This is a genomic window from Pseudomonas sp. WP18, assembly GCF_036689585.1.
Lineage (GTDB): Bacteria > Pseudomonadota > Gammaproteobacteria > Pseudomonadales > Pseudomonadaceae > Aquipseudomonas > Aquipseudomonas chlororaphis_E.
In genome coordinates this window covers 2,785,003-2,810,439 of record NZ_CP144758.1, presented here as the reverse complement: position 1 = coordinate 2,810,439, position 25,437 = coordinate 2,785,003, and the positions used below count along the sequence as shown (strand labels likewise).

At 64.3% G+C, this 25,437-nt stretch carries 23 protein-coding genes; 12 read left to right on the top strand and 11 right to left on the bottom strand.

Annotation, left to right across the window (positions count from 1 at the left end):
* Positions 1-9 precede the first annotated feature (9 nt).
* Together hpaH and hpaI are read left to right on the top strand one after the other, a co-directional pair.
* Positions 10-813 carry a 2-oxo-hept-4-ene-1,7-dioate hydratase gene (hpaH, locus tag V5F23_RS12545; RefSeq protein WP_338498611.1) on the top strand — a complete coding sequence of 268 codons (804 nt, stop codon included), beginning with the start codon at positions 10-12 and terminating at the stop codon, positions 811-813.
* Between the two features lie 18 nt (positions 814-831).
* Positions 832-1,629, top strand: a complete 798-nt coding sequence (gene hpaI / locus V5F23_RS12540) for a 4-hydroxy-2-oxoheptanedioate aldolase (protein ID WP_338498608.1) — start codon at positions 832-834, stop codon at positions 1,627-1,629.
* Between the two features lie 209 nt (positions 1,630-1,838).
* On the opposite strand, the gene hpaR is transcribed toward hpaI, so the two are convergent.
* The 3 genes from hpaR to V5F23_RS12525 all read right to left on the bottom strand — a co-directional run bounded on the left by hpaR (position 1,839) and on the right by V5F23_RS12525 (position 4,661).
* Positions 1,839-2,261: a homoprotocatechuate degradation operon regulator HpaR gene (hpaR, locus tag V5F23_RS12535; RefSeq protein ID WP_047738099.1), complete on the bottom strand. Its 423-nt coding sequence runs from the start codon at positions 2,259-2,261 to the stop codon at positions 1,839-1,841.
* A 220-nt stretch (positions 2,262-2,481) separates the two neighbouring features.
* Complete coding sequence (locus V5F23_RS12530) at positions 2,482-3,423, bottom strand: flavin reductase (RefSeq protein WP_042732513.1); 942 nt, start codon at positions 3,421-3,423, stop codon at positions 2,482-2,484.
* A 68-nt stretch (positions 3,424-3,491) separates the two neighbouring features.
* On the bottom strand, positions 3,492-4,661 hold the full coding sequence (locus V5F23_RS12525) for a flavin-dependent monooxygenase (RefSeq protein WP_047738095.1): 1,170 nt from the start codon (positions 4,659-4,661) through the stop codon (positions 3,492-3,494).
* Between the two features lie 310 nt (positions 4,662-4,971).
* On the opposite strand from V5F23_RS12525, the gene V5F23_RS12520 reads away from it, so the two are divergent.
* The 6 genes from V5F23_RS12520 (at position 4,972) to V5F23_RS12495 (ending at position 9,954) form a co-directional block, all read left to right on the top strand.
* A complete protein-coding gene (locus V5F23_RS12520; protein WP_042732511.1) occupies positions 4,972-6,270 on the top strand; it encodes an FAD-binding oxidoreductase in 1,299 nt (432 codons plus the stop codon).
* Between the two features lie 42 nt (positions 6,271-6,312).
* The gene (locus tag V5F23_RS12515; RefSeq protein WP_042732510.1) at positions 6,313-6,678 is read left to right on the top strand and encodes a cupin domain-containing protein; all 366 of its coding nucleotides are present in this window, start codon (positions 6,313-6,315) and stop codon (positions 6,676-6,678) included.
* A gap of 157 nt (positions 6,679-6,835) precedes the next feature.
* Positions 6,836-7,495, top strand: a complete 660-nt coding sequence (locus V5F23_RS12510; RefSeq protein ID WP_047738092.1) for a LuxR C-terminal-related transcriptional regulator — start codon at positions 6,836-6,838, stop codon at positions 7,493-7,495.
* Positions 7,496-7,579: 84 nt separating this feature from the next.
* The gene (locus V5F23_RS12505; RefSeq protein ID WP_212803744.1) at positions 7,580-8,401 is read left to right on the top strand and encodes a molybdenum cofactor biosynthesis F family protein; all 822 of its coding nucleotides are present in this window, start codon (positions 7,580-7,582) and stop codon (positions 8,399-8,401) included.
* A complete protein-coding gene (locus V5F23_RS12500) occupies positions 8,394-9,197 on the top strand; it encodes an SDR family oxidoreductase (protein WP_338498597.1) in 804 nt (267 codons plus the stop codon). Before V5F23_RS12505 ends, V5F23_RS12500 begins: the two co-directional genes overlap by 8 nt.
* Positions 9,187-9,954 carry an SDR family oxidoreductase gene (locus tag V5F23_RS12495; protein WP_042728392.1) on the top strand — a complete coding sequence of 256 codons (768 nt, stop codon included), beginning with the start codon at positions 9,187-9,189 and terminating at the stop codon, positions 9,952-9,954. Before V5F23_RS12500 ends, V5F23_RS12495 begins: the two co-directional genes overlap by 11 nt.
* Positions 9,955-10,118: 164 nt before the next feature.
* Here the strand turns inward: V5F23_RS12495 and feaR are convergent, their stop codons facing one another.
* From feaR to V5F23_RS12480, 3 genes are all read right to left on the bottom strand, one after another.
* On the bottom strand, positions 10,119-11,081 hold the full coding sequence (feaR, locus tag V5F23_RS12490; protein WP_042728391.1) for a transcriptional regulator FeaR: 963 nt from the start codon (positions 11,079-11,081) through the stop codon (positions 10,119-10,121).
* Positions 11,082-11,204: 123 nt separating this feature from the next.
* A complete protein-coding gene (locus V5F23_RS12485) occupies positions 11,205-11,825 on the bottom strand; it encodes a DUF3156 family protein (RefSeq protein ID WP_080922012.1) in 621 nt (206 codons plus the stop codon).
* Positions 11,770-13,269, bottom strand: a complete 1,500-nt coding sequence (locus V5F23_RS12480; protein ID WP_042728390.1) for an APC family permease — start codon at positions 13,267-13,269, stop codon at positions 11,770-11,772. Before V5F23_RS12480 ends, V5F23_RS12485 begins: the two co-directional genes overlap by 56 nt.
* A gap of 292 nt (positions 13,270-13,561) precedes the next feature.
* On the opposite strand from V5F23_RS12480, the gene V5F23_RS12475 reads away from it, so the two are divergent.
* Positions 13,562-14,890, top strand: a complete 1,329-nt coding sequence (locus V5F23_RS12475) for a hypothetical protein (protein ID WP_047738087.1) — start codon at positions 13,562-13,564, stop codon at positions 14,888-14,890.
* Positions 14,891-14,929: 39 nt separating this feature from the next.
* Here the strand turns inward: V5F23_RS12475 and V5F23_RS12470 are convergent, their stop codons facing one another.
* Positions 14,930-15,901 carry a methyl-accepting chemotaxis protein gene (locus V5F23_RS12470; protein WP_047738085.1) on the bottom strand — a complete coding sequence of 324 codons (972 nt, stop codon included), beginning with the start codon at positions 15,899-15,901 and terminating at the stop codon, positions 14,930-14,932.
* A 205-nt stretch (positions 15,902-16,106) separates the two neighbouring features.
* Between V5F23_RS12470 and V5F23_RS12465 the strand changes: the two genes are divergently transcribed.
* Positions 16,107-17,594, top strand: coding sequence for an aldehyde dehydrogenase family protein (locus V5F23_RS12465; RefSeq protein WP_042728387.1), 1,488 nt, complete (start codon positions 16,107-16,109; stop codon positions 17,592-17,594).
* A 226-nt stretch (positions 17,595-17,820) separates the two neighbouring features.
* On the opposite strand, the gene V5F23_RS12460 is transcribed toward V5F23_RS12465, so the two are convergent.
* From V5F23_RS12460 to V5F23_RS12445, 4 genes are all read right to left on the bottom strand, one after another.
* A complete protein-coding gene (locus tag V5F23_RS12460; protein WP_338498592.1) occupies positions 17,821-19,278 on the bottom strand; it encodes an amidase family protein in 1,458 nt (485 codons plus the stop codon).
* Positions 19,279-19,294: 16 nt separating this feature from the next.
* Positions 19,295-20,545, bottom strand: coding sequence for an MFS transporter (locus V5F23_RS12455; RefSeq protein WP_053144777.1), 1,251 nt, complete (start codon positions 20,543-20,545; stop codon positions 19,295-19,297).
* An 11-nt stretch (positions 20,546-20,556) separates the two neighbouring features.
* Entirely contained in the window at positions 20,557-21,489 is a 933-nt protein-coding gene (locus tag V5F23_RS12450; RefSeq protein ID WP_047738082.1) for a transporter, read from the bottom strand.
* Positions 21,490-21,559: 70 nt separating this feature from the next.
* Entirely contained in the window at positions 21,560-22,546 is a 987-nt protein-coding gene (locus V5F23_RS12445; RefSeq protein ID WP_338498589.1) for a helix-turn-helix domain-containing protein, read from the bottom strand.
* A 179-nt stretch (positions 22,547-22,725) separates the two neighbouring features.
* Between V5F23_RS12445 and V5F23_RS12440 the strand changes: the two genes are divergently transcribed.
* Complete coding sequence (locus V5F23_RS12440; RefSeq protein WP_053144781.1) at positions 22,726-23,745, top strand: helix-turn-helix domain-containing protein; 1,020 nt, start codon at positions 22,726-22,728, stop codon at positions 23,743-23,745.
* A 315-nt stretch (positions 23,746-24,060) separates the two neighbouring features.
* Positions 24,061-25,263 (top strand): FAD-dependent oxidoreductase, encoded by a 1,203-nt coding sequence (locus V5F23_RS12435; protein WP_338498586.1) that lies wholly within the window; start codon positions 24,061-24,063, stop codon positions 25,261-25,263.
* The last annotated feature ends 174 nt before the right edge of the window (positions 25,264-25,437 follow it).

Sequence of the window (25,437 nt, the reverse complement as noted above, 5' to 3'; positions counted from 1 at the left end):
GACCTTGTCATGCTCGATCAAAGCCTCATCCAGCAAGCCGCTGCCCGCCTCGACCACGCCGAGCGTTCCCGGGAGCAGGTGCGCCAGTTTTCCCTCGATCACCCGGCCATCACCCTCGATGACGCCTACGCCATCCAGCGCGCCTGGGTGGCGCAGAAAATCAACGACGGGCGCAAGCTGGTCGGCCACAAGATCGGCCTGACCTCCCGGGCCATGCAAGTGTCCTCGAACATCACCGAGCCGGACTACGGCGCGCTGCTGGACGACATGTTCTTCGACGAAGGCACCGACATTCCCTTCGCGCGCTTCATCGTGCCGCGAGTGGAAGTCGAACTGGCGTTCATCCTCGGCAAACCGTTGAAAGGCCCGAACGTCACGGTGTTCGACGTACTGGATGCCACTGAATGGGTGATCCCGGCACTGGAAATCATCGACGCACGCATCCAGCAGATCGACCCGCAGACCCAGGCCACCCGCAAAGTCTTCGACACCATTTCCGACAACGCGGCCAACGCCGGCGTGGTCATGGGCGGACGTGCGGTGCGCCCCACCGAGATCGACCTGCGCAAGGTGCCGGCGGTGCTCTACCGCAACGGCGTGATCGAAGAGTCCGGCGTCTCGGCGGCGGTGCTCAATCACCCGGCCAAGGGCGTGGCCTGGCTGGCGAACAAGCTGGCGGCCTATGACGTCACCCTGCAACCGGGGCAGATCATCCTCGGCGGCTCCTTCACCCGCCCGGTGGCGGTCAACCCGGGCGATACCTTCCATGTCGACTACGACATGCTTGGCTCCATCGCTTGCCGTTTCGTCTGACTGCTCGAGGACTGCTTCATGGACATGCCGATCAACACGTTCAAACAACGGCTGAAAAGCGGCGAGGCGCAGATTGGCCTCTGGCTCGGACTGGCCGACGCCTACTGCGCCGAGCTGGCTGCCAATGCCGGTTTCGACTGGCTGCTGATCGACGGTGAACACGCGCCCAACGACGTGCGCACCCTGCTCGGCCAGCTCCAGGCCGTGGCGCCCTACGCCAGCCAACCGGTGATTCGCCCGGTGCTGGGTGACACGGCGCTGATCAAACAAGTGCTCGACCTCGGCGTACAGACCCTGCTGGTGCCGATGGTGGAAAGCGCCGCGCAGGCCCGCGAGCTGGTGCGCGCCATCCATTACCCGCCCAGCGGGGTGCGTGGTGTCGGCAGCGCGCTGGCCCGCGCGTCGCGCTGGAACAGCATCCCCGGTTACCTGGACAAGGCCGATGAACAGATGTGCCTGCTGGTGCAGATCGAAAGCCGCGAGGGCCTGGCCAACCTCGACGCGATTGCCTCGGTGGACGGCGTGGACGGGGTGTTCATCGGCCCGGCGGACCTGAGTGCGTCCATGGGTTTTCGCGGCAATCCGGGGCATCCGGACGTGCAAGCAGCCATCGAAGACGCCATCGCCCGCATTCGCAAGGCCGGCAAGGCCGCCGGAATCCTCAGTGCCGACGAAAAACTGGCCCGGCGCTACATCGAGCTGGGGGCAGCGTTCGTGGCCGTGGGGGTGGACACGACCGTGCTGATGCGCGGCCTTCAAAGCCTGGCGTCGGCGTTCAAGGGTGTGCCAAAGCCTGCGGCGGGTGGGGTGTACTGACCTAAGTCGAGCCTGCCTGTGGCGAGGGGATTTATCCCCGCTGGGCTGCGCAGCAGCCCTAAAGCCTGACACCCGATGTATCAGGCAGATTGAGTTGGACTCTCTTGGGGCTGCTGCGCAGCCCAGCGGGGATAAATCCCCTCGCCACAAAGGCTTCAGCACTTCGCTCAGCTATCAGCTATCAGCTATCAGCTATCAACTATCAACTATCAACGCCTGACCGCCTTCAACTCATTCAGCAACACCAATAACGTCTGCAACTTCTCCTCCCCCAGTTTCTCCTGCAAGCGCTGGTAGTTGGCCTCCATGCTGTGGCTCATCGAGTCGAAGCACGCCTGCCCTTGTGGTGCCAGGCGCACCAGTACGCGCCGCTGATCCTGCTCGGCCTTGCGCCGAACAACCATGCCCGCAGCCTCCATGCGCACCAGCACGCCGGTCATGCTGGGCTTGAGGATGCAGGCCAGTTCGGCCAGGCGATTGATCTCCAGCTCCGCGTGCTGGCTGAGGATGCGGATGACCCGCCATTGCTGTTCGGTCAGGCCGTGTTGATTGAGGGAAGGACGGAAAAAACCCATGGCCGCTTCACGGGCCTGTAGCAGGGTCAGGGTCAAGGATTGGCGCAGCTTGGGCATGGAGAGTGTTCGCCAGGGTATTTAGTTAATGAGTTAACTAAATCTTAGCATCACCACTGTCCCGCTGTCCGTGCCAAGGGCAATTGAACACCCAAGTACCTTGTGGGAGCGGGCTTGCCCGCGAAGGCGACGGCACAGCCAGCATCATCGCAAGCTGAATGACCACCATCGCAGGCAAGCCCGCTCCCACAGGGGCGTAGCTATTTTCTGTGCTCTGGCATCAAGCGCCCTTGATCACCCCTTTGAGCACCGCCTTGAAATGCTCCACCTGGGCCTCGCCGAACTGGCCGAACACCTTGTCCTGCTGTTCCCTGGCAATGGCCCAGAGCCCTTCGGTCTCATCGATGCCCTTGACGGTCAGGCGGACCCGGTCGCCATCATCGCTCACCAGGCCCTTGCGCTTGAGGTTGGCCACGGCTTCTTCGATCTCGCGCACCGGCATCGCCACTTCTCGCTGCAGGTCGGCCAGGTTCAGCCCGGCGTCATTTTCCAGCACCATCAGCATTCGCGCTTCGCTGGTGCGCAGCCCCGTGGACAATTGGCGGGGCTGGTAACTGGCCTGGTAGGCCCGCAGTGCCTGGGTCATCAGGTAGTAGAGGTTGTGACTCAAACGGCCCTGGAAGTGGCTGCTGGGCGCCTGCCCCTCTTCGCGCCGCGTCATGCGCGTGTGGGGCAGGACCATCGAGTAGGCACCCTGGTGATAAAGCAACGGCGAACGTCCGAAATCGTCGAAGGCCACGACCTTGCCCAGCATGATCCAGTGATCGCCACCGTCCACCTGCTGGAATTTTTCACAGTGAAACCGCGCGGCGCAATCGGCAAACACCGGCGCCCCGCCCTCGCCGTTGTCGAATTCGATCTCGGCGAAGCGATCCTCCCTGGGCCGGGCGAAGTTGTTCGACAGGTCGATCTGGTCGGCGGCCAATACGTTCACCGCAAAGTGGCTGGCGGCTTCGAACACGCCGTGGCTGCTGGAGCGCTTGTCGATACTCCAGAGAATCAGCGGCGGATCCAGGGACACCGAATTGAAGCTGTTGGCCGTCACGCCGACCTTTCGGCCATCTTCCGTCGCGGCGGTGATCACGGTCACACCGGTGGCAAAATTGCCCAGGGCGCGGCGGAATGCGCGGGTATCGAACGCGGTATCGCAATCATTGGACATGCAAGACTCCCGGCCGCCTCATGCGACGGCCTCGATTTGTTGTTATGGGGCGGCGCTGGGGCAGGTACTCAGACCATGCTGGGATCGGGTTCCAGGCCCATCAGCTCACGCCCGAGGATCTGCGCGCAGACGTCGTAGTCGGTGTAGGCATGGGCACCGGTGAGGTGCGCATCGCGAAACAGCCGTTGCAGCTCGTTGGACTCGAACCAGGCGCCGCCGCCGGCCGCTTCCATCAGCCGGTCCACTGCCTGGATGCACATCTTGGTGGCATAGCCCTGGTTGGTCCGCCAGAACGCCAGGGTTTCCCGGCTCGGGTACTCGTGGCGTTCTCCATGCTCGGCGTGGTCCTGCCAGGTTTTTTCGAGAAAAGCCCGCGCCGCCGCCACCTGGTGAGTGGACTCGGCCAGGCGCATCAGCGCCGGGGTGGCAGCGCCCACGGCCGCACCGGTGTAGGCCCGCACACGGTTGCGGGTTTTCTCGCGAAACACTTCGAGCATGCGCTCGGCCACGCCCAGGCTGACCGTGGAGAAACCGCTGGCAAAATAGGGCCGGTACGGCGAGTAGAAAATCTTGCTGTCGGGGTACAGGCCGAAGCCGCCGGACTTGCCTTCCATCATGTCCTTGGCCTTCTGGATCCGATGCTCCGGCACGAACACGTTGGTGATGATCAGGGTCTTGCTGCCACTGCCGCGCATGCCCACGGCGAACCAGTCGTCACGAATCTCATAGTCGCGGCGAGGCAACACGGCGAAGCAATAGTCCTGGGTGCCTTCGGCGTTCTTGCGGCGAAATCCGACAATGGCCCACTCGGCATGGTCACAGCCGCTGCTCCAGCCCATTTCGCCGCTGAACATCACGCCGCCCTCGACTTCCTCGGTGCGGCCAAACGGCGCGATGCTGCTGCTGGCGGTGGCATCGGGATCGGCACCCCAGATTTCTTCCTGGGTCTTGGCCGGGAACATCGCCAACTGATGGCTGTGGGTGCACAACAGGCTCATGGCCCAGGCCGTGCTGGCACAGGCGCCGGCCAGCAGCGCGATGCAATCGGCAAACTGCGGCAGGGAAATCTCCAGGCCGCCATACGCCCTAGGCTGGAAAGCCCGATGCAGGCCGATGCCCTTGAGCAAGGCGATGTTCTCGGCAGGAACGCTACGGTCCTGCTCCGCCTGGAAGGCATTGGCGGCAATGATCGGCAGGAGGGGCTTGAGGTCTTCGAGCAACGGGTTTGGCTTTTTCATGGACGGACTCTTTTATTATTGGCGTCTGCCGATCCCGCCTGGCCTTGCACCTCACGGCAGGCTCGTGGTGCAGAAAACAGCGGGATCAAATGATTGAGGCCGGTCCAGTATGGGCATTGGCAAGACGTCGAAAAATGCACCTTCCAGATCCAAGATTGTACTTTTCATGGTGCCGATCCAGGCCGATGGCGCGCTCGGTCAAGTGCCCCGGCACGGATGATCAAGACAAACACCCTCGCCTGGGCCCTTAATAGGGGCATCGCGTGCAGCGCTTTGCACGGAGTCTCCTTTCACTTTGTCAGGTTGCGTCATGATCAATATCGAAACGCCCACCTATTACACAGCCACCAAGAAGTACAACCTCAGCTTCCCCACCCTGGAACAGGATGTGGAAGCCGATGTCGTGGTGATTGGCGGCGGTTTCTCCGGCATCAATACCGCGCTGGAGCTTGCTGAAAAAGGCATCACCAACATCGTGGTGCTCGAGGCGCGCTACCTGGGTTTCGGCGGCACCGGGCGCAACGGCGGACAGATCATGGCCGGCATCGGTCATGACCTGGAAAAGATCAAGAAGGACGTCGGCGAAGACGGTCTGCGCCAGGTCTTCGAGATCAGCGACCTGGGGGCGGACATCATCAAGGACCGCATCGCCAAGTACGCCATCGATGCCGACTTCTGCCATGGCTACGGCTACATGGGTTTCAACGCCCGCCAGGAAAAAACCCTGCGGGCCTGGGAAAAAGACTTCAAGTCGATCAACAGCAAGCACGAGATCCGCTTTCTCGGCGGCTCCGACGTCCAGCAGATCATCGGCTCCAAAGCCTACGGCAGCGCATTGCTGCACATGGGCGGTGGGCATGTGCATTCGTTGAACCTGCTGCTGGGCGAAGCCAAGGCACTGGCCGGCCACGGCGTGCAGATCTACGAGAACAGCCCCGCCCTGGAAGTCCGTTATGGCGAGCGCATCACCGTGCGCACCGGGCGCGGCTCGGTCAAGGCCAGCAAGCTGTTGTGGGCCTGCGACAGTTTCCTCAACAAACTGGAGCCGGAACTGCATCGCTCGACGATCAACACCTACGCCTTCCAGATGATGACCGAGCCACTGTCGGACGAGCTGATCCAACGCATCAGCCCGATTCGCGGTGCCTACAGCGATATCCGCCCGGTCATCGACTATTACCGCGTTACCAACGAAAACCGCCTGCTGTTCGGTGCCGCGACGCCGCTGGTGGAGCACATTCCCCAGGACCTCAAGGCCTGGAACCGGAATCTGATGCTGAAGATTTTCCCGTACCTCAAGGACGTGAAGATCGACCTCGCCTGGGGCGGTCCGATGGCGTGCAGCCCGAATCTGTTCCCCCAGATCGGTACTCTGCCCGGCCGCCGCAATGCGTTCTTCGTCCAGGGCTACTCCGGGTTTGGCGTCACGCCGAGCCACATCATCTGCAAGGTCCTGGCCGAAGGCATGAGCGAAGGTTCGGCGCGTTATGACCTGGTCAGTTCCGTCAGGCGCCCGACCATCATCGGCAAGGACGCCATCCGTCCGCTGTTGCTGACTGCCGGCAAGTCCTGGCACCAGCTGTCGGGCTACTGGAACGGCCGTCGCTGACAACCACACCGCTTTCTATTTCAATCATCAGGAGTCACTGCCATGCCCCTTATCACCCTCAAGAAAGACATCCAGCTGTCCGAACTGGACGCCTGGGGTACCGTCGCCGACCTGGGTTCGCAAATCCTCGAAGGCGAAGTCAAGGCCTTCGGCAAGATGACCTTCGGCGCCCCGACCGATCCCGTCAGCAGCGCCTACTTCGGCACCACACAGGGCAAGTTCCGGATGGTGTATCCGTTTGCCGAGCAAGCCACCGTGGTCACCGGCGAAGTGGTGCTCACCGACGAAGTCACCGGCCAGAGCACCCGCTACAAGGCTGGCGACAGCTGGTTCGTGACCAAGGGCACGCCGGTACTGTGGGAAGTGGTCAGCGAGAGTTTCGTCAAGCACTACTTCGCGGTAGTCTGAGCACCGTGACCGTGGCGAGGGAGCTTGCTCCCGCTGGGCTGCGAAGTAGCCCAGCTTTTATGCGATTCGGGAGCAAACTCCCTCGCCACAAAAACGCCCTGGCCCTAGGGGTTCACGTTCTTCCCTCAACCGCAATGTGCTTGCGAAGGTTGCGCCCATGAACCTCATTCCCACCCAGGACATCGCCGGCCACTGCCTGCACGCGTTCACCCAGCTGATTCCCGCCAGCCGGGCGGCCTTCTACTGCGTCGACCGCCACTTGCAAGCCCATGACTTCAGCCTGCACGGCATGAGTGGCGAGATGCACCGCGACTACCTGGACAACTACCGCCAGTTCGATCCGCTGCAACCGCGCAACTGTGTCTGCGATGAACAGGCCGTGGTGCCGCTGGGCCTGGCGATGACCCGCCAGCCGGTGCGCGACAGCCAGCGCTACCGCAGCTTCCTGCAACGCTACGGCGTAGTGGATGTGGTGGAAGTCTTCGCCCGTCGGGACGGCCAGCCGCAAGCCGCCATTTCGTTATTGCGCACCGCCGAACAAGGCGCCTTCACGCCTCAGCAGTTGTCCCAGCTCGGCGCTCTGCAAACCCTGTTGCAACTGGCGGTGGCGCACCTGCCTGCCCAGGCGGATGCCCTGGACGGCTTGACGCCCAAGGAGCGCCAGATCGCCCTGCTGCTGCGCGAGGGCGTCAGCAACAAGCACCTGGCCCGGGAGTTGAACGTCGGCTTGCCGACCATCAAGACTCACCTGATCAACCTGTTCCGCAAAGTCGGCGTCAGCAGTCGCACCGAGTTGGTCAGCGCGCTGTTTCTCTGAACGATTCAACCATCCGGTTGATAGTGCACAGATGCCCCAGAGCCCATGATCCGGCGGGTGACTACACCCAACCGGAGCCTTGCAATGAGCACATCTACAGACTGGATCACCGTCGGCGCCCTGGCCGATGGCTTTGCCCCCGACGCCTTCATCCTGCCGAACCTGGCAGACCTGAGCGGCAAGACCTTTACCCTGAACTTCGCCAATGGCTGGCAGATCGAGCATCGGTTCGAGCAGGACACGTTGTCCTGGCACGCCGCCGACGGGCACTCCAGCGGCACCGCGCCCTACCGCGCCACATCGGTTCGCCCGGGCCTGTACCTGGTGGACTTTCTCAAGGGCGAGGGCCGCCAGACCCTGTCGGTCAGCCTGGTGCTCGACACCGCCAACGCTGCGTTCACCGCCGTGATCGGGCGCATGCCCGAGCCAGAGCAAACCCGTGAAGGGCTCTACGGCCGCGCCCTGGCGGGCAAGCCCCTGACGAGCGTCGGCGTCGACTTCCTCCACGGCAGCCTCGACCGGCCCTGGCAAGAGGGCCTCTGCCCGCACGCACCGAGCAACGAGCTGGTGGGGCTGCGCAACCTGTATCGCTACAGCCCAAGCGAAGTCTACGAACACATCTACCTCAATGACCGGTTCTACGCCTGGCAGTGCCTCAAGGGCGTGGAACAAGGCCTGTGCGACACCGACCGGTGCGACACCTACAAGGTCGCCGACCAGCTGTATCTGTTCGTCTGGCGGGAAAAAATCATCCCAACCCTCGGCCTGGTGCTGATCGACCTGCAACAACACCGCAGCGACGGCAAGATTTTCGGCTACGCCGGTGCGTCCTTCGATGAGTACTCCAATTTCCCGGTCAGCTCCTACTGCCAGGTCCTCAACCAGACGGAGTATCCCGATGCCTGAATCACGCACCGTGGTGATTACCGGCGCGGGCACCGGCATCGGTGCCGCCTGCGCCCGGTTGTATGCCGCCGAAGGCGCCAACCTGGTCTTGATCGGCCGACGCCGCGAGCCCCTGGAAGACCTTGCCAGGGAAGTCGGCGGCCTGGTGTTGGTGGGCGATGCCGCGTGCCCGACGACCTGGGACGGCTTCATCGCGCAGATCCGCCAGCATTTCGCTCGACTCGATGTGCTGTTGGCCTGTGCCGGCGGCATGGGTCAGGGCAGCGCCACCCAAACCAGCCCGCAAGCCTGGGACGCAGCCATGCGCAGCAACCTCGACAGCGCGTTCTACAGCGCGCGGGCCTGCCTGCCCTTGCTGCAGGAAAGCGCCGGCAACGTGGTGTTGATCGGGTCCATCGCGTCGTTGGCGGCCGGGCCGCAAGTGTGCGGCTACACCACCGCCAAACACGCGCTGCTGGGCCTGAACCGCTCCCTGGCGCGGGACTACGGGCCCCAAGGCGTGCGGGTCAACGCGGTCTGTCCGGGCTGGGTCCGCACGCCGATGGCCGATGAGGAAATGCAGGTGCTGATGCAGTTCCACGGTGAAACGCTGCAACAGGCCTACGACCGAGTCTGCGCCGACGTGCCGTTGCGCCGCCCCGCCAGCGCCGAGGAGATCGCCCTCGCCTGTCGTTTCCTGGCGTCCCGGGACGCCTCGATCATCACCGGCGTGGCGCTGGTGGCCGACGGTGGTTCGAGCATCGTCGACGTGCCGACCCTGGCGTTCAGCCACATGGAGGTGACCCATGGCCAATGACCTGGATTTCAGCGGCAAGACGGTGTTGGTGACTGGCGGTGCCCAAGGCATTGGTCGGGCCATTGTCGAAGCCTTCGCCTGGCGTGGGGCTCAGGTGGTGATCGCCGACCTCGGCCTGGCGCGGGCCGAGGCGCTCGCCAGCGAGCTGACGGCCGGCGGCTACCAGGCGCAAGCGGTGGGCGTGGACCTCGCGGACGCCACGGCGATATCGGCCATGATGGGCGGGCTGCAGGAGCGTCTGGGACGCCTGGATGTGTTGGTGCACAACGCCGGTTACTTCCCGTTGACGCCTTTTGCGCAGATTACCCCGGCGGTGCTGGAACGCACCCTGGCGGTGAACCTGTCGGCGCTGTTCTGGCTGACCCAGGCGGCGCTGCCGATGTTCCGCCGCCAGGGCCAGGGCTGTGTGCTGGTGACGTCCTCGGTCACCGGCCCGCGCGTGGCGTACCCGGGGCTTAGCCATTACGCCGCGTCCAAGGCCGGGGTCAATGGTTTCATACGCAACGCGGCACTGGAGCTGGCGCCCGAGCAGGTGCGGGTCAACGGTGTCGAACCGGGCATGATCGCGACCCCGGCCATGGCCAACCTCGGTGACGATGACCTCAACCAGGACATCGCTCGGCGCGTGCCACTGGGGCGATTGGGTCATCCGGGGGACATTGCCGGCGCCATGCTGTACCTGGCCTCTGACCTGGCCGCCTATGTGACGGGCCAGACCCTGGTGGTCGACGGCGGTTCGACATTGCCGGAAGTCTGAGGCGATCCAGCGCGCGGTGGTGACGACAGCACCACCGCCTTCGCGGGCAAGCCCGCTCCCACAAGTCCAGCAGCATCCCTTCCTATTTCGCACACACCACAGCGCCACTGTGGGAGCGGGCTTGCTCGCGATGGCGGCGGTTCGGCGGGCACCGTTCCTGCGTCTCAGGCCACTCCCTGCGCCTGTTGCAGATGGCTTGCGCGAAAGTCCTTGGGCGAGAGTTCGAACTGCTTCTTGAACGAGCGGCTGAAGTGGGCCGAGTCGGTGAAGCCCCATTTGTAGGCAATCGAGGTGATGGACTCGTCTCGCAGGAACGGGTTGGTCAGGTCATCGGCGCTGCGCTTGAGCCGGGCTCGCTGGATGTAACGGCAGACGCTGTCGTCCTGTTCTTCGAACAACCGGTACAGATGGCGCACCGAGATGTTCAGGCGGTTGGCCAGGCCCACCGGGCTGAGGCCGGGCTGGTTGAGGGATTCGTCGATGACCTTCTGCACGTAGCTGCGCAGATGACTGCCCTGCAGCGCCGCGCCATCGTCACGGGCATCGCTCGTGTGCTCCAGCGCCGAGCCCAGCAAGGACACGAACGCACTCTGCAGGGCCTCGCCCTCGCCCGCCGCGCCTTCGCCGTCCGGCGTGTCCTTGCACAACTGGTCCATCAGCACGTGCAACATCCGCCCGCAGGCCTTGCTCGACGAGATCTTGCCGAAGGTCCTGGTGTCCCCACCCAACTGCCGCGACACCTGCTGCCGAGACAAGGACAGCACGGCATGCTCGATCAGGCCGAACGGGCTGATCTCCAGTGCGCCCGCCGAATCCATCAGTAACAACTCGCCGGGGGCCAGTTGGATGCTCAGGCCGTTCTGGGTGATGCGGCAATAGCCACTGCGCTGGCTGACCAGCAGGCAATCCTGATCGTCGTCGTGGTCGGGATTGGGCGAGTGGCGCTTGATGGAACCGGCGTTGGTGCGCAGGTTCGACAGGGAAAGACCGCCGCGGCAGAAGTTCGAGACCTGGCCGATAAACAAGGCACGATTGAAAGCCAGCTCCGTCTCGAAATACCCACACGTGGCGCGCAGGTCCCGGTTCCAGGTCTCCAGCCCGTCTTGCCCAACCTGTTGCATGCTCATGGCGTTCTCCGCAGTGGCTTATTGTTTTTGTGCGGCAATAGTTAACATGTTATCTATATGCACGCAACAAATACCTGATCGCCAGAGCAGAAGCAGGATTGATGCCAGGGCGGCACTACAGGGTCAGAGGCTTGCCAATACCCGTTGCAGGCCGCTCAGGGATGCCAGCAAGGCTGCGCGTTGTTCGCCTCCGAGCGCGATGTAGCGCCGAAAGGCCGGCATGCGGTTGACCACCTCGCTGCCGCCCATGTGTTCCAGGCGCACGCACCACTGGCGCTCGTGCAGGTCGATGCGCAGGCGCTTGAAATCCAGCGGCATGAGCGCCTGGTACAACCCCTGATCGTGCGTTACCGCCGCCTGCAACCGGGCCGCCAGCGCCTGGTCGGCACCCCGCTGGCGACAGCGCAGACCCTTGCGGCGAATAGCCCCGCCGTGGTGCAGCTCCAGGCGCGCCGTGCCCTCCATCGACGCAGGCACGCGCAACACGAATTCGGTCATCACCAGGTGCATCAGCCACTGTGATTCGGTGCGCTCGACAATCTCCAGTTGCAGCCGGCCGTCGTCGCTGGCCACAGTAGCCGTCGTCGGCCCTGACCACACGAAGTGCGCCAGCCCGAGGTTGCGCCGCACGTGTTCCAGGGTCACCCCAGGCCGATAGCCGGCCGGGTGGCGATGGGCGCGCAAGCGCTCAGACAGTCTTTGCAGCACGGTCGATAAACTCGCCGGCAGGTTGCCCTGGCTCATGGGAAAACTCCTTGGCCAGCACGTCTTCCACCGACGCTGGCATGAATGGATTGACCTTCTGCACCACCAGGGTCCAGAACAAGGCGTAGGCCGCGGTGCCACCGAGCATCACCGCGAACGGGATGTAGATGTCGGCTGGGTTCATGCCGGGCGGCGTGATGAACCACATGCCCAGGAGGATGCCGACACTGGACAGGATCTGTGGCAGCGGAAAGAACGGCGAGCGATAGGCCCGCGGCAGGTCTGGCCGACGAATGCGCAGGCTCACCACCGACACCGTCACCAGCAGGTAGGCAAAGCTCCAGGCACACACCGCCGCTAGTACCAGGTGCATGATGTTGTCGGTGTTGCCACCGAGCCACAGCGCATGCAGGCAAGGAATCAACGCCGCCACCAGGATGCACAGCAAGGGTGTCTTGAAACGCGGGTGCAGGTAAGTGAAGACCTTGGGCAATGCGCCGTCCACCGCCATCCCGTAGAGAATCCGCGGCACGCCGGCCATCAGGGTGTTGATGGTCGCCGCGCCGGCAAACAGGAAGCCGATCCCCAGCCACAGCGGGCCGATATCCCCCATGACCTGCTCGGCGAAGCGCGGAATCGCCATGGGCGTGTCCAGCAGGTGCACGCCGCTGGCGGCATCGAGCAGCACGTTCTCCACCTGGCGTTTCATCGCCGCGCCGTAGATGAACATGCACGAGGCGACGCTCAGCAAGCCGAGGATCATCGCCCTGGGCATGACCTTGGCCGAGTGGCGCAGGTCCGGCGCCAGAGGCGTGACGAACTCGCAGCCCACGAACATGAACATGGCCATGCCCACCAGCGAGAGGATGGTGATCAGGTCGGTGCCCACCAGCGAAACCCCGAACCAGCCTTCCAGTTGCACCGCTGGCGCCGCGATCAAGCCGAGCACGCCAAATACCATCAACGTGGTCCACATGCCGAAGGTCAGGATGATCTCGGCTCGGCCGAACGCACTGACGCCGAACGCGTTGAGCACCCCGAACACAATGACGAACCCGACCCCGAGCAACCAGGAACCGCCGGCAGACTCGGCCAGGGTGTTCAGGTGCTCGAAGTTCACCAGCGCCATGACCCCGGACAGGATGGTCTCGGCGGTGCCGGCGAACACGTGCACGATCAGGTAGGCCGACAGCGTGCCGGTGATCGCGAAGAAACGCCCCATGCCACAGTTGATGTAGTCATAGACCGAGCCGGTGGTGGGCAGGATCGACGCGGCCTCGGCGAACGTGGTCGCCTGGGCCAGCATCATCACCACGGCAATCAGCATCGCCACGGCGAAGGCGCTGCCACCGATACCGAAGCCCATGGTTGCGGTGAGAATCACCGGGCTGGCCATGATCAGGCCGATGGTGCTGGCCAGGGCGGTGGGAAATCCCACCGTGCCCCGGTTCAAGTGCGCGGTGAGTCGGTCATTGATCGACATGGTGCAGATCCTCGAGAAGCGGATTTTTTAGTAGAGGTGCCACAGCCGTCCAGGAGCCGGCATTCAAGCCCCCCAGCCAGTCCCTGATCGAAACGGCGTTGCGTGCAGCTTCACTTTGCGCCGCCGCGCCACAGGCGTCTTGCCCATGTCTGCCGCCACTCTTGTTGCTGCCTGCCAGCCCCCGCGGCCTGGCGGGCTGGATCAATTCCCTGGCAGCCAGGTGAAAGACTTCCCCCCGCGCAGCTCCCCTTAATGCGCGCTCTGCCGTCCTATTACACTGGGGAAAAACACCATGGAGCACACACGCCACACACCGCTACTGCGCAACGCCATCGGCCTGGGCATCGCCCTGCTGGTTGCCGACTCATCGGCCCAGGCCCTTGAGCTCTACGCCGACCAGGACACCACCATCACCGGGAACGTCCTCGCGGTCTACGGAATGTTCAACAGCCGCAAGAACTACGACGGCACCGGTGGCGGCTCCAGCTGGCGCGAAGGCTTCATCAAGTATGGCCTGAGTATCGACCAGGCATTGGCCGGCATGGGCAGTGTCTACGGCACCGCTAACCTGGTCAGCTCCGGCACCTGGGGCGACGGTGACCCGGCCGGCCTGAGCGACGGCTCGGAGCGCACCACGAAATTCGATGAGGCCTTCGCCGGCTGGCGCTCAGGGGACCTGTTCCCGGTATTGGGCAAGGACGGCGTCGACCTCTCCTACGGTCGCCAGGTGATCACCCTCGGTGACGGTTTCATCATCAACGACGACGGCTTGAACCTGGGCAAGGGCCCGGCGGACGGCGACCTCAATCGCGGCGGCGCCTATTACCTGGCCGCCCGCCACGCCTTCGACAAGACCGCCGTGCTGCGCCTGGGAGCGAAGGACGGCGTGCATGGCAGCCTGATGTGGATCAAGTCCGACAACCGCGCCCAGGCCAACACCGAAATGGCCGCCGGCACCCTGGAATACACCACCGCGCCCGGCACCCTGGGCCTGACCTACATCCATGGCATCGACGTCGATGACCACTACGCCAGCGACTTCCAGAAACAGCGCGAAGGCATGAACATCTACAGCCTGCGGGGCAGCGGCAACGCCGGCATCGAAAACGCCCACTTCGCTTTCGAATACGCCTGGCAGGACAAGGACGCCGGCCCGGAAAAAGCCTGGTATACCGAGGCCGGCTACACCTTCGCCGACCTGCCCTGGACACCGGACCTGACCTATCGCTACAGCCGCTACTCACAGAACTGGGACTCGATGTTCAACGGCCTGAGCCGAGGCTACGGCACCTGGTTCCAGGGCGAGGTGGCCGGCAACTATTCCGGGCCGTTCAACAGCAACACGGCCATCCAGCACGTCGGCCTCAAGCTCAAGCCGACGGACACCGTGACCGTCGGCGCGCTGTTCTTCGACTACCAGACCCTGCACGACCGCCAGGCGTTGAACCTCGATGGGCGCGAGCTGGACCTGTATGTCGAATGGGCCGTGAGCGAACACCTGATCGTCACGCCGCTGCTGGGGCTGTACAAGCCGGAGAAGGATGACAACAGCGGCGGCAACCAGGTCGGCGGCAACGGCACCAACGTCTACAGCCAGTTGGTGGTGGCGGTGCCGTTCTGAAGGCGTGGGGGCTGCCGGCGGCGGCAGCTCCCCGTGCGTCTATTGCTTGTGCTGGTGCAACATCGTCTGGATCTGATGCGTGGCCTGGCGCGTGCTTTCGGCCAGTTTGCGCACCTCGTCGGCGACCACCGAGAACCCCCGCCCGACCTCACCGGCCCTGGCGGCTTCGATCGCGGCATTCAAGGCCAGCAGGTTGGTCTGGTCGGCAATGCCCTTGATCACCCCGACCACCGTGGCGATCTGGGCGTAGGTCACCTGGTTCTGCTCCAGCATGCGGTGGTGGGTGGATTGGGCCGAGCGCTCGTCGCTGATGTCGCGCACCGCACCGATCACCCGGACCAGCCGTCCCTGGGCATCGCGCACCGCCCGTCCGCGTTCGCGGCACCAGATGTAGTCGCGGCTCTTGTGGCGCATGCGGTACTCGAAGACGTATTCGCCACTGCCCTGGGTGCCGAGAATCTCGCGGTCGAAAATCGCCATGATCTTCGGCAGGTCATCCGGGTGCGTGATGCCGACCTGGGCATCCCAGCCATCGGGCAGTTCGTCCACCCCATAGCCCAGCAACGCGCGAAACTGGCTGGAAAAACGCATGCTGCTGGCCGGGTGCTGCAGGTCGCCGTTGACCACCGTGATGTCCCAGCAGCCCTCGGTCAGCGTCGATTGCAACAACGCCCAGATCTGCGCTTCCTGGTGATGTTGCTGCACTTGCTGACGGTATTCGTCCCGTTGGCGCTCCAACAACTGTTCGCGGCCTTGGGCCTGTTCCAGTTGTTGGCGCAACATCTCCCGTTCGCGCTCGCCCTGCTGCCACCGCGCGGCCTGCTCGGCCAGTTGGGCCTCGACCTGAAGGCAACGCTCGGCGCTGCTCGCCATTTGCCGGGCGTGTTGGGCCAGGCATGCCCGCAACGGCGGGTACGCGTCGAGCATCGGCGTGTCCTCGGTGTCGCCGGCCAGCGCTCGCTGCACCTGGGCGCTCAACGCCAGTTTGTGTCGGTTGGTCTGGAGAAACATCGCCCGCTCCTTTGCCATCGAGTCGAAACACTGATCTGACCGCAAACACGCGCCGCTGGCTTGTACCTGGCTGCTGAAGGCCTTGCTCCTGGCTGCCAGGGCCACGTCCTGGCAGGCACGCACATGCCGCGCGGCAGGCACAGTCAAGCCGGGCCGCCGCGCAGCGATTAACCTCGGGGCTTTCCCTTCGCGATAGGAAACACCCATGAGCGATATTGCCCTACTGCCTCAGGTCGAAGCCTTTCTCGGCCGGCGTCACGCACTGTTCATCGATGGTCGCTACGTCGAAAGCCAAGGCAGCCAGACGCTGGACGTCATCAACCCGGCCACCGGCCACGTCATCGCCCAGGTCAGCGACGCCAGTACGGCCGATATCGATCACGCGGTGGAATCGTCTCGACGCGGCTTCAGGCAGTGGTCCCAGGCCGCACCGGCGGTTCGTGGCCAGGTGCTGCTCAAGCTCGCGGACCTGCTGGAGCAGCACCGCGAAGAGTTGGCCCAGATCGAAACCTGCCAGTCGGGAAAAATCATCCACATTTCCCGCGCTTTCGAGGTCGACCAGGCGGCGCACTTCCTGCGTTACTACGCCGGCTGGGCCACCAAGATCGGCGGCGAGACGATCACCCCGTCACTGCCCTCCTTCGCCGGAGAACGCTACACCGCGTTCACCCTGCGCGAACCGGTCGGGGTGGTGGTGGGCATCGTGCCGTGGAACTTCTCCACCATGATCGCCATCTGGAAACTGGCGTCAGCCTTGGTGACCGGCTGCAGCATCATCATCAAGCCCAGCGAGTTCACGCCGCTGACCATCCTGCGCATAGCCGAACTAGCCATCGAAGCCGGCCTGCCGGCGGGCGCCCTGAACGTGGTCACCGGTGGCGGCCAGGTGGGCAAAGGGTTGATCGAGCACCCAGGCACTAACAAAGTTTCGTTCACCGGTTCGGTACCCACCGGCCTCGCCGTGGGCCAGGCAGCCATGGGCGCCGGACTGACCCGGTCGACCCTGGAACTGGGTGGGAAAAATGCCGCGGGCTTTCTGCGCGATGTCGATCAAGAGGTGGCGGTCAACGGCATCATCGAAGCCGGCTTCCTGCACTCGGGGCAAATCTGCGCGGCGGCGGAACGGTTCTTTGTCCATCGTTCACAGATCGAGCCGATCATGGAAAAACTCGCCCAGCGCCTGGCCCGACTCACCATCGGCTCGCCCCTGGACGAACGCACCGAGTTTGGCCCGGTCACCAACCACTCGCATCAGCGCAAGCTCGGCGAGTTCTTCGCCAAGGCCCGGGCGCAGAACAACACCATCGTCCATGGCGGCAAGCTGATCGAAGGACCGGGCTGCTACGTCGAGCCAACGATCATCCTCGCCAACCGCCGCGACGACGCCCTGCTCAACGAAGAAACCTTCGGCCCGATCGCGACGTTCTTCCCCTACGACACGGAAGAAGAACTGCTGGAACTGATGAACGACACGCCCTACGGCCTCAGCGCCAGCCTCTGGACCCAAGACCTGAGCAAAGCCCTGCGCATGGTCCCGGCCATCGAAGCCGGCACCGTGTGGGTCAACATGCACACCCTGCTCGACCCCGCCGTACCTTTTGGCGGCAGCAAGTCTTCAGGGATCGGCCGGGAATTCGGCAGCGCGTTCATCGATGACTACACCGAGTTGAAATCGGTAATGATCCGCTACTGAACCTTGCTCCGGTGGGCGGACACTCAGCGCCCACCGGGTCTAGAAAACACCCCCCACCGCCTGTGGGAGCGAGCTTGCTCGCGAAAGCGGTGAATCAGCTGGAAATAATCCAAAGCAGAAATCGCCTTCGCGAGCAGGCTCACTCCCACCTTCCGTGGGAGCGAGCCGCTCGCGAAAGCGGCCCTCTTGCAACAACCTGGATTGGCGGTGTCTCCACCGCCCATGCTCAACCCCGGCAGGCATTGACCGGCGGCACGCGGCCGCGCCAGGGTTGGGCGCGTTCCAGTTGCGCGGCCAGGGCCAGCAAGGTGCTTTCCTCGCCAAAGCGACCGGCAAAGTGCGCGCCTATCGGCAAGCCGTTGGCACTCCAGGACAACGGCACCGACATGGCCGGCTGGCCGCTGGCATTGAACAGCGCGGTAAACGGCGAGTAACTGTGATAGCGCTCGATCAGTTGCTCAAGGCTCATGCACACGCCCTGGAGGTCAAGCTCACCAATGGGTGCCGGCTCACGGGTCAGCACCGGGGTCAGGATCACATCGTAATCCTGCATGAACGTCGCCAACTGCCGCCCCAACGCATGAATCCATTCGACCGCCCCGGCGTACTGGGCACCGGTGACATGCCCCTTGTCCCGCAGGATGATCCGGGTGCGCACCTCCAACTCCTCCGCATGCACCTGCGCGCCCCGCATCTCGCCCAGCAAGTCGACATAGTGCCGGGTACTGGCGCCAATGATGGTGAACACCTGGTTGAGAAACTCCGGCAACACCACCGGCAGGCTGACCGGCTCGACACGGTGCCCCAGGGATTCGCACAACCGCGCGGCCTCGTTCAAGGCCTGGAGGCTCTGGGACGATGTCGGCCAGGGCGCAAGTTGTTCGACCAGGGCAATGCGCAACGGTCGTGGGTCACATTGCACCGCCGTCACATACGGCAGCGCCTGGACCGGCGCGGCATAGGGCGCGCCCAGGTCGATGCCGGCAGTGGCGTCCAACAGCGCGGCACTGTCACGTACCGACAAAGTGATCGCATGGGCGGTGCCCATCCCGGCCCAGCCCTCGCCGACCATCGGCCCCGACGGCAACAAGCCACGACTGGGTTTGAAACCGAACACACCACAGCAGGACGCCGGCACGCGCAATGAGCCACCGCCGTCGTTGCCATGGGCGAAGGGCACCACGCGGGCCGCCACCAGTGCCGCCGCGCCGCCGCTGGAACCGCCCGCGCTGTGCCCGGTGCTCCACGGATTGCGCGTAGCGCCGAAGCGCGTGGATTCAGTGGAGTAGGACGTGCCGAACTCCGGCGACGTGCTGGTGCCCATCACCTGGCAACCCGCGCGCCGTAGACGCGTCACCACTTCCGATTCGAAGTCCGCCCGAAAATCCCCCAGGGAGCGAGAACCGTTGGTCATCGCCGCACCGGCGACCGGGGAAAACAAGTCCTTGATCAAGGTCGGCACGCCGGCAAGCAGGCCCTGGCCAACCGCGGCCGTGCGGGCGACCTCCCGCGCCGACTCGTACAACCGCTCGGCCACGGCGTTGATGTGCGGCTCGACTTGCTCCAGGCGCTCGATGGCGGTTTCCAGCAACTCGCCAGGGCCAACCTCGCCGCGCCTGACCCACTCGGCCAGCGCCGTGCCGTCTTCACGGTCCATCAAATGGTGAATGTCTTGCATACCCATGTTCAGATTCCTTGTTTCATGACGATTGACGTGTACCGATGGAAGTCGACTGGCCCTGGCCGCGTGTGCGCAGGCCCACGGCCACCCAGAGCAGTGCCGCGATAAATCCGGCGAAGGCCAGCCATTGGATGGACTGGCGCAGGTCCCCGGCGAAGCTGCCCACGAAGGCCACCACCAGCGGGCTGACGAACTGGCCGATGTACAGGCAGGACGTGAAACCGCCCAAGCCTCGACCGCGGGTGGTGGCGGTCAATGCGTTCATCACCGGCGCCATCACGTTAGGCACCAACAGCCCCGAACCCAGGCCCTGGATGACCACCGCCACCAGCACGGCGTTGTAGCTCTGGGCACGCATCAGCAGCCACAGCCCCAGTCCGATCAGGCCCAGCAACAGCGCGTTGCAACCGGCAACCCCGAAGCGCCGGCGCAACAGCGGCCACATCAACGAGCCGCCCAGGGTCGCCAACAGGCTCAGCCCGGCGGCCATCCCGATCATCGTGCTGGAGGTGATGCCGAGGCTGACCAGCAGCATCGGTGCCTGGATCGGTACGACGAAGGTCAGGACCATGCCGCCCATGACCATCAGGTAGCCGACCACCAGTTGCAGCACCGCCACCTTGCTCGGGCCCGAATCGGCGAGCGGTTGCTCGACGCTGTGGCGCCGGGTCACCGGCGGCTCCCACAACACCTTCATCATCGCCGGCACCAGCAGCAGCGGCAGCAGGTACAACAGGAACGGCGAACGCCACGAGTGCTCGCCGAGCGCGCCCCCCACCACGAAAAACAGCGCCCCCACCAGGCCGATGGTCACCACCTGGCGATTGACGTAGCGCAGCCGCTCTTCGCCCTGCCAGTAGTCGGCGATCAGTGTGGCGCAGCACGTCATCACCGCCGCTTCGGTGCAGCCAAACAACAGCCTCGCGCCGACGATCGACGGCAGGCTGTCGAGCAGCGCCGGCAGTGCGCCAAGCACGGCGTAGAGCAAGGTGGCAATCACCAGCAAGGCCTTGCGCCCGACCCGGTCGGCCAGCCATCCGGCCAGAGGCGCGAACAAGGCAATCGCCAGGGCCGGACCGGTGACCGCCAACGGCACCAGCAGATCGGCACGGGGCTCCACGGGGCCGAACTCGGCGCCCAGCCGGGGCAGGATCGGCGCGACCATCACCGAGCCCATGATGGTCAGGCTGCTGCCGAGCATCAGCACCAGCCCTTCACGCCCACCGGCCTGACGCACCGGGGCCGTTGATACGGAATTTGATTGGTTCATGACGAGCCCCTTCAGAAACTCTGGGAAATACGCAACGCCGCGGTGTAGCCCTCGGCGCGGTTGCGCGCGTCAAGCTCCTTGTAGACGTGCAGCCACACCGGCGGCATGCCGGGCTTGAAGTAGCTGACCGCCGGCCCGACGGCCATGACCCGGGCGCGGTTACCGGACTCCAGCCCCGGCGCATCGTCGTCGGTGAACTGGCGGTAGTAATACCCGCCCACGCCCACGGTCCAGGGCCCGACGTGCTGGCCCACGGCGAACTCATGCCGGTACTCGACGCCGTTCTTGTAGTCGGTGTCTTCGTTGCGGGTGTTGATGTCGGCTTCAAAACTGGAAGACACCTCGAAGCCGCTGTCGGAAATGTAAGTGGCGTTGAGGATTGGGGAGAATGTCCAGTGATTGAGCCCAGGGGAAATCAGGCGATCCTTGTCGTAATCGCCCGTGGGCGCCTGGACCTGGAACTGGGCATTGACGAACAGGTTCGGCGACAGCGTCCATTGCAGGATCACCGGCAACACCTGGATGTCGGCGAGACGAAACGGATCGGCTTCCAGATCCAGCGGACCGACCGGTGTCTGCACCCGCACCGAGGCGTCCATTTTGAAGAACGGCACCACGGTGCCGAAACCGTACTTGGCCCCCAGCACGGTGTAATCGGTCATGCGCATGTAGGCCAGGCCGATGGAGAGCACGTCCAGGGAGAAATTGTTGTCCAGTGCCTTGCCGTGGCGGTCCTTCTGCACGTTGGCCGAATAGAACGCCGTACGCAGGCCGACCGTCCCGTAGGGCGTGGCCGGGGGCATCATGCCCGCGCCAAAATCGTAGACTCCGACTGCCGTGGTCGGTGCACCGTTTTCTGTCGCCTGGACAGCGGCACACAGACCCAACATTCCCAAGGTGAAGCACATGCAACGCAAGCGGTTGGTTTTCTTATTCTGACTCATTGAATGCCCCTTCCGACCAAGTGGTGGTGGGGTCATCCTAGGCAGCCGGCGCGCGGGCGGTTATCCGTTTTCAGCACAGATGCGTGCGACGCAGGGTTTGCGACGGCGTTTCGCCGAAAAGGACCCGGTAGTCGCTGGAAAACCGGCTCAAATGCCAGAATCCCCAGCGCGCAGCCACTTCCTGGACACCATGGGCCTGCTCGCCATTGCGCAACTCGCGACGCACGGCATTGAGGCGCAATGCCCGCAAATAGGCCACCGGGTTGATGCCCAGGGTTTCCTGGAAGCAGTACTGCAACTTGCGCCGGCTGGCGCCGATGTGGTTGCACAGGTCCAGGATCGACAACGGCTCGTCGACATGGGTCATGGCGTACTCCCGGGCGCGGTCGACCATGCGCTTGCGCGCGGTGGGACTGAGAGGAGGCGCCGCCTGGTCCGGCGCCACCAGCTCCAGCACCTGCAACATCACGGTGTCGCGCAGGCCCCGGCGGATCGACTCGTACCCCAGCAGCGACTCGCGGCCCTGCTCGCCCCCTTCCAGCTCATCGAACAGCGCGGCGAGTTCGACCGGCAACGTTGAGTCACCGAGGCGGTAACACTTGGGAAGATCGGTAATTCGAAAACGGCTGCCTTGGCGCTCCAGCACATGTTCGAGCGCCCGCTCATCAACGGCGACACCGAGCAGGTCGAGGTGCTGAGGCGTGCGCAATTCCGGCAGATTGTGACCCCGGGCGACCAGCAGGCTGGGCTCAAGGATCGGGTGTCCGGAGCAAAAGACCGGGCCGTCCGCGCTCAACGGCACGCTGAAGGTAATGGCGCCGTCCCAGGCCGTCCCGTGCTTGGTCATGGCCTGATTAGAGCGGTCGCGCACCAATTGCATCCAGTCCGAGCGGAACTCGATCAGCTCGCCTTCGAAGCGTCCGGGCGTCAACTGGTTGTAACTGACCTGCCAGCCGCCCATGTTGCGGGCATGCTCGTCGATGTCTGCCGTGCGAAACCGATTGATCGGTGGCAACGGCACCGGCTGCGGTCGGTGCGCCATAGTGGGATTGCTCATTGACCTGACCCTTGGTGATTGCAGGACTTACCAGCCGAAGGCCACGCAAATTCTGTTCCGTCCAGGCAAACGATTGTGCAATTGTGCTGAAAACGGATAATCGACCAGGTCCGCATACCCGGCGCCGGGCGGCACTTGGATACCCCCGCCATCGACGATCACCCACCGCGAAAACCACCATGAACGAAATGATCCAGGACGTAGGCGTTGCTACCGAATCGATGTCCCGCCCGCGCACGCTGGTCTTCCTGGCCTACCCGCAGATGGGCCTGCTGGACCTGACCGGCGCCCAGACCGTGTTCTGGGCCGCCACCAAGGCCATGGCCGAGCGCGGATTGCCCGGCTATGCAATGCACACCGCAAGCCTGGCGGGTGGGCTGATGCGCACCGCCGAAGGGCTGGTCGTGGACACCTGTGCCCTGGACCGGCTGGACGGCGCCGGCATCGACACGCTGATCGTGCCCGGCGCGCCGGACATACGCCAGGCGATGATCGACTGCGTCGACCTCGTGGCGTGGCTGCGGGCTGCCTCGCTCAAGGCCCGGCGCACCGCCTCGGTGTGCAGCGGGACATTCCTCATGGCCCAGGCCGGTCTGCTGGATGGACGCCGGGCCGCCACCCACTGGGCCATGTGCGACCTGCTCAGGAGCCGATTTCCGTTGGTCGAGGTGGACCTCGATGCGATCTTCGTCCAACAGGACGCCGTGTGGACCTCGGCGGGTGTCAGTGCAGGGATCGACATGGCCCTGGCGCTGGTCGAGGCCGATTGCGGTCGCGACGTGGCCCTGCAGGTGGCCCGGGAACTGGTGGTCTTTCTCAAGCGCCCCGGCGGCCAGGCACAGTTCAGCCAGATGTTGCAATTGCAGATGCAGGACAGCGCCGGATTCGATGAACTGCACGTCTGGATCGCCGAACACCTGGACGACACCCACCTGACCATCGACCGACTGGCCCAACAGGCCGGCATGAGCCCACGCAATTTCGCCCGGGTCTACAAGCGCCAGACCGGCCGCACCCCGGCCAAAGCCGTCGAACTGTTCCGCCTCGAAGCCGCGCGACGGCAACTGGAAGACTCCCCGCGCAACATCGACCAGATCGCCCGTTCATGCGGTTTCGGCGACGAGGACCGCATGCGCAATACCTTCCAGCGCCATCTCTCGATTTCCCCACGGGACTATCGCAACCGCTTTTCCCGCTGATCGCATAAGCAGGGGCGGCTCCGAGCCGGCCTCGTGGGCAGGCTTGGCCGGATTTCAGGGTTTTATGTCCTACCGGATGGAAATGCCGCGCTTCTAAGATACCCAGGCAATGCCCTGGGCTGAGCGGTCGGGCGAGTGGTGGCGTGCAGAATCGTCATGCTCGATTCCGAAACCCATTCCGACCGGATCCCCGCATTGCTGTACATCACCTTGCTGTTGATGCCAGCCAAGCTGTTTTCAATCACGCCTGGTCATCACTGTCACGCTGAAAACCTAAATAACTCGACGTATCGATCCAGTCTTCGGGAGCAACTCATGAAACAGCATATTCTGATTGTCGGCGCAGGCTTCGGCGGGGTCTGGAGCGCCTTGAGCGCGGCACGCCTGCTGGACCTGCACGATCGCAACGACGTGCAGATCACGGTCCTGGCGCCCCAGGCGGAACTGCGCATCCGCCCGCGGTTCTATGAGCCGAACGTGCACACCATGCTGGCCCCGCTGGGTGGCCTGTTCGACGCGGTGGGCGTGCACTTCGTACAAGGGTTTGCCGACAGTGTCGATGACACGCTCAAGCATGTGAGCTACCACGATGCCTCCGGCGCCCAGGGCACGCTGGCCTATGATCGCCTGGTGCTTGCGGCCGGCAGTCAGCTGATTCGCCCTGACCTGGCCGGGGTGGTCGAGCACGCCTTCGACGTCGACCAGATCGAACAGGCCACTCAACTGGAAGACCACATCAAGGCCCTCGCCCACCTGCCGGACAGCCCTGCCCGCAACACCGTCGTGGTCGCCGGCGGCGGGTTCACCGGGATCGAAACGGCCACCGAACTGCCCGCGCGCCTACGCGCCGTGCTCGGCGAGGACGCGCCCATCCGGGTCATCGTGGTGGACCGCGGCCCGCAGATTGCGGCCTCGATGGGCGACGGTATCCGTCCATCCATCATCGAAGCCTCGGCGCACTTGGGCATCGAGTGGATCCTCAACGCTTCGGTGGAGTCGGTGGACGCCGCCGGGGTGACCCTGTCGAACGGCCAGCGCATCGAATCGCGCACCGTGATCTGGACCGTGGGCTTTCGCGCCAGCCCACTGACCCAGCATATCGCTGGCACCCGGGATCCCCAGGGCCGCCTGCACGTCGACAGCCAGCTGAAAGTGCTGGGTCAGGCCCATGTTTTCGCCGCCGGTGACGTGGCCTACGCCGCCACCGACACGTTGGGCAACCACGCGGTGATGTCCTGCCAGCACGCCATCGCCCTGGGCCGTTACGCCGGCCACAACGTCGCGGCCGACCTGCTCGGCGTCGCGCCGATGCCCTACAGCCAGCCCAAGTACGTGACCTGCCTGGACCTCGGCGCCTGGGGCGCGGTGTACACCGAAGGCTGGGATCGCCAGCTCAAGTTGGTCGGTCAGGAAGCCAAGGACCTCAAGACCCAGATCAACAGCGTCTGGATCTACCCGCCGGCCGCTGATCGCGCCGCTGCCCTGGCCGCGGCAGACCCGTCGATTCCAGTGGCGTAATCCGCCCTGCCAACACCGGCCAGCGCTCCTTTGTGCGCTGGTCTTCCCAGACGCCCGCCCACGTTGCTTTGGCGGGCGTTTTTTTGCTGAAGTCAAAGCGTTCGCAGCCCTGGGTTACCGGGCATGGATTTGCGCGAGCTTGGTCGCTTGCGGCAACAGGTTCCAGGCATCCTT

Coding starts and splice junctions, on each gene's coding strand:
- hpaH (WP_338498611.1), top strand. CDS start 10: ATGCTCGATCAAAGCCTCATCCAGCAAGCCGCTGCCCGCCTCGACCAC.
- hpaI (WP_338498608.1), top strand. CDS start 832: ATGGACATGCCGATCAACACGTTCAAACAACGGCTGAAAAGCGGCGAG.
- hpaR (WP_047738099.1), bottom strand. CDS start 2,261: ATGCCCAAGCTGCGCCAATCCTTGACCCTGACCCTGCTACAGGCCCGT.
- V5F23_RS12530 (WP_042732513.1), bottom strand. CDS start 3,423: ATGTCCAATGATTGCGATACCGCGTTCGATACCCGCGCATTCCGCCGC.
- V5F23_RS12525 (WP_047738095.1), bottom strand. CDS start 4,661: ATGAAAAAGCCAAACCCGTTGCTCGAAGACCTCAAGCCCCTCCTGCCG.
- V5F23_RS12520 (WP_042732511.1), top strand. CDS start 4,972: ATGATCAATATCGAAACGCCCACCTATTACACAGCCACCAAGAAGTAC.
- V5F23_RS12515 (WP_042732510.1), top strand. CDS start 6,313: ATGCCCCTTATCACCCTCAAGAAAGACATCCAGCTGTCCGAACTGGAC.
- V5F23_RS12510 (WP_047738092.1), top strand. CDS start 6,836: ATGAACCTCATTCCCACCCAGGACATCGCCGGCCACTGCCTGCACGCG.
- V5F23_RS12505 (WP_212803744.1), top strand. CDS start 7,580: ATGAGCACATCTACAGACTGGATCACCGTCGGCGCCCTGGCCGATGGC.
- V5F23_RS12500 (WP_338498597.1), top strand. CDS start 8,394: ATGCCTGAATCACGCACCGTGGTGATTACCGGCGCGGGCACCGGCATC.
- V5F23_RS12495 (WP_042728392.1), top strand. CDS start 9,187: ATGGCCAATGACCTGGATTTCAGCGGCAAGACGGTGTTGGTGACTGGC.
- feaR (WP_042728391.1), bottom strand. CDS start 11,081: ATGAGCATGCAACAGGTTGGGCAAGACGGGCTGGAGACCTGGAACCGG.
- V5F23_RS12485 (WP_080922012.1), bottom strand. CDS start 11,825: ATGAGCCAGGGCAACCTGCCGGCGAGTTTATCGACCGTGCTGCAAAGA.
- V5F23_RS12480 (WP_042728390.1), bottom strand. CDS start 13,269: ATGTCGATCAATGACCGACTCACCGCGCACTTGAACCGGGGCACGGTG.
- V5F23_RS12475 (WP_047738087.1), top strand. CDS start 13,562: ATGGAGCACACACGCCACACACCGCTACTGCGCAACGCCATCGGCCTG.
- V5F23_RS12470 (WP_047738085.1), bottom strand. CDS start 15,901: ATGTTTCTCCAGACCAACCGACACAAACTGGCGTTGAGCGCCCAGGTG.
- V5F23_RS12465 (WP_042728387.1), top strand. CDS start 16,107: ATGAGCGATATTGCCCTACTGCCTCAGGTCGAAGCCTTTCTCGGCCGG.
- V5F23_RS12460 (WP_338498592.1), bottom strand. CDS start 19,278: ATGGGTATGCAAGACATTCACCATTTGATGGACCGTGAAGACGGCACG.
- V5F23_RS12455 (WP_053144777.1), bottom strand. CDS start 20,545: ATGAACCAATCAAATTCCGTATCAACGGCCCCGGTGCGTCAGGCCGGT.
- V5F23_RS12450 (WP_047738082.1), bottom strand. CDS start 21,489: ATGAGTCAGAATAAGAAAACCAACCGCTTGCGTTGCATGTGCTTCACC.
- V5F23_RS12445 (WP_338498589.1), bottom strand. CDS start 22,546: ATGAGCAATCCCACTATGGCGCACCGACCGCAGCCGGTGCCGTTGCCA.
- V5F23_RS12440 (WP_053144781.1), top strand. CDS start 22,726: ATGAACGAAATGATCCAGGACGTAGGCGTTGCTACCGAATCGATGTCC.
- V5F23_RS12435 (WP_338498586.1), top strand. CDS start 24,061: ATGAAACAGCATATTCTGATTGTCGGCGCAGGCTTCGGCGGGGTCTGG.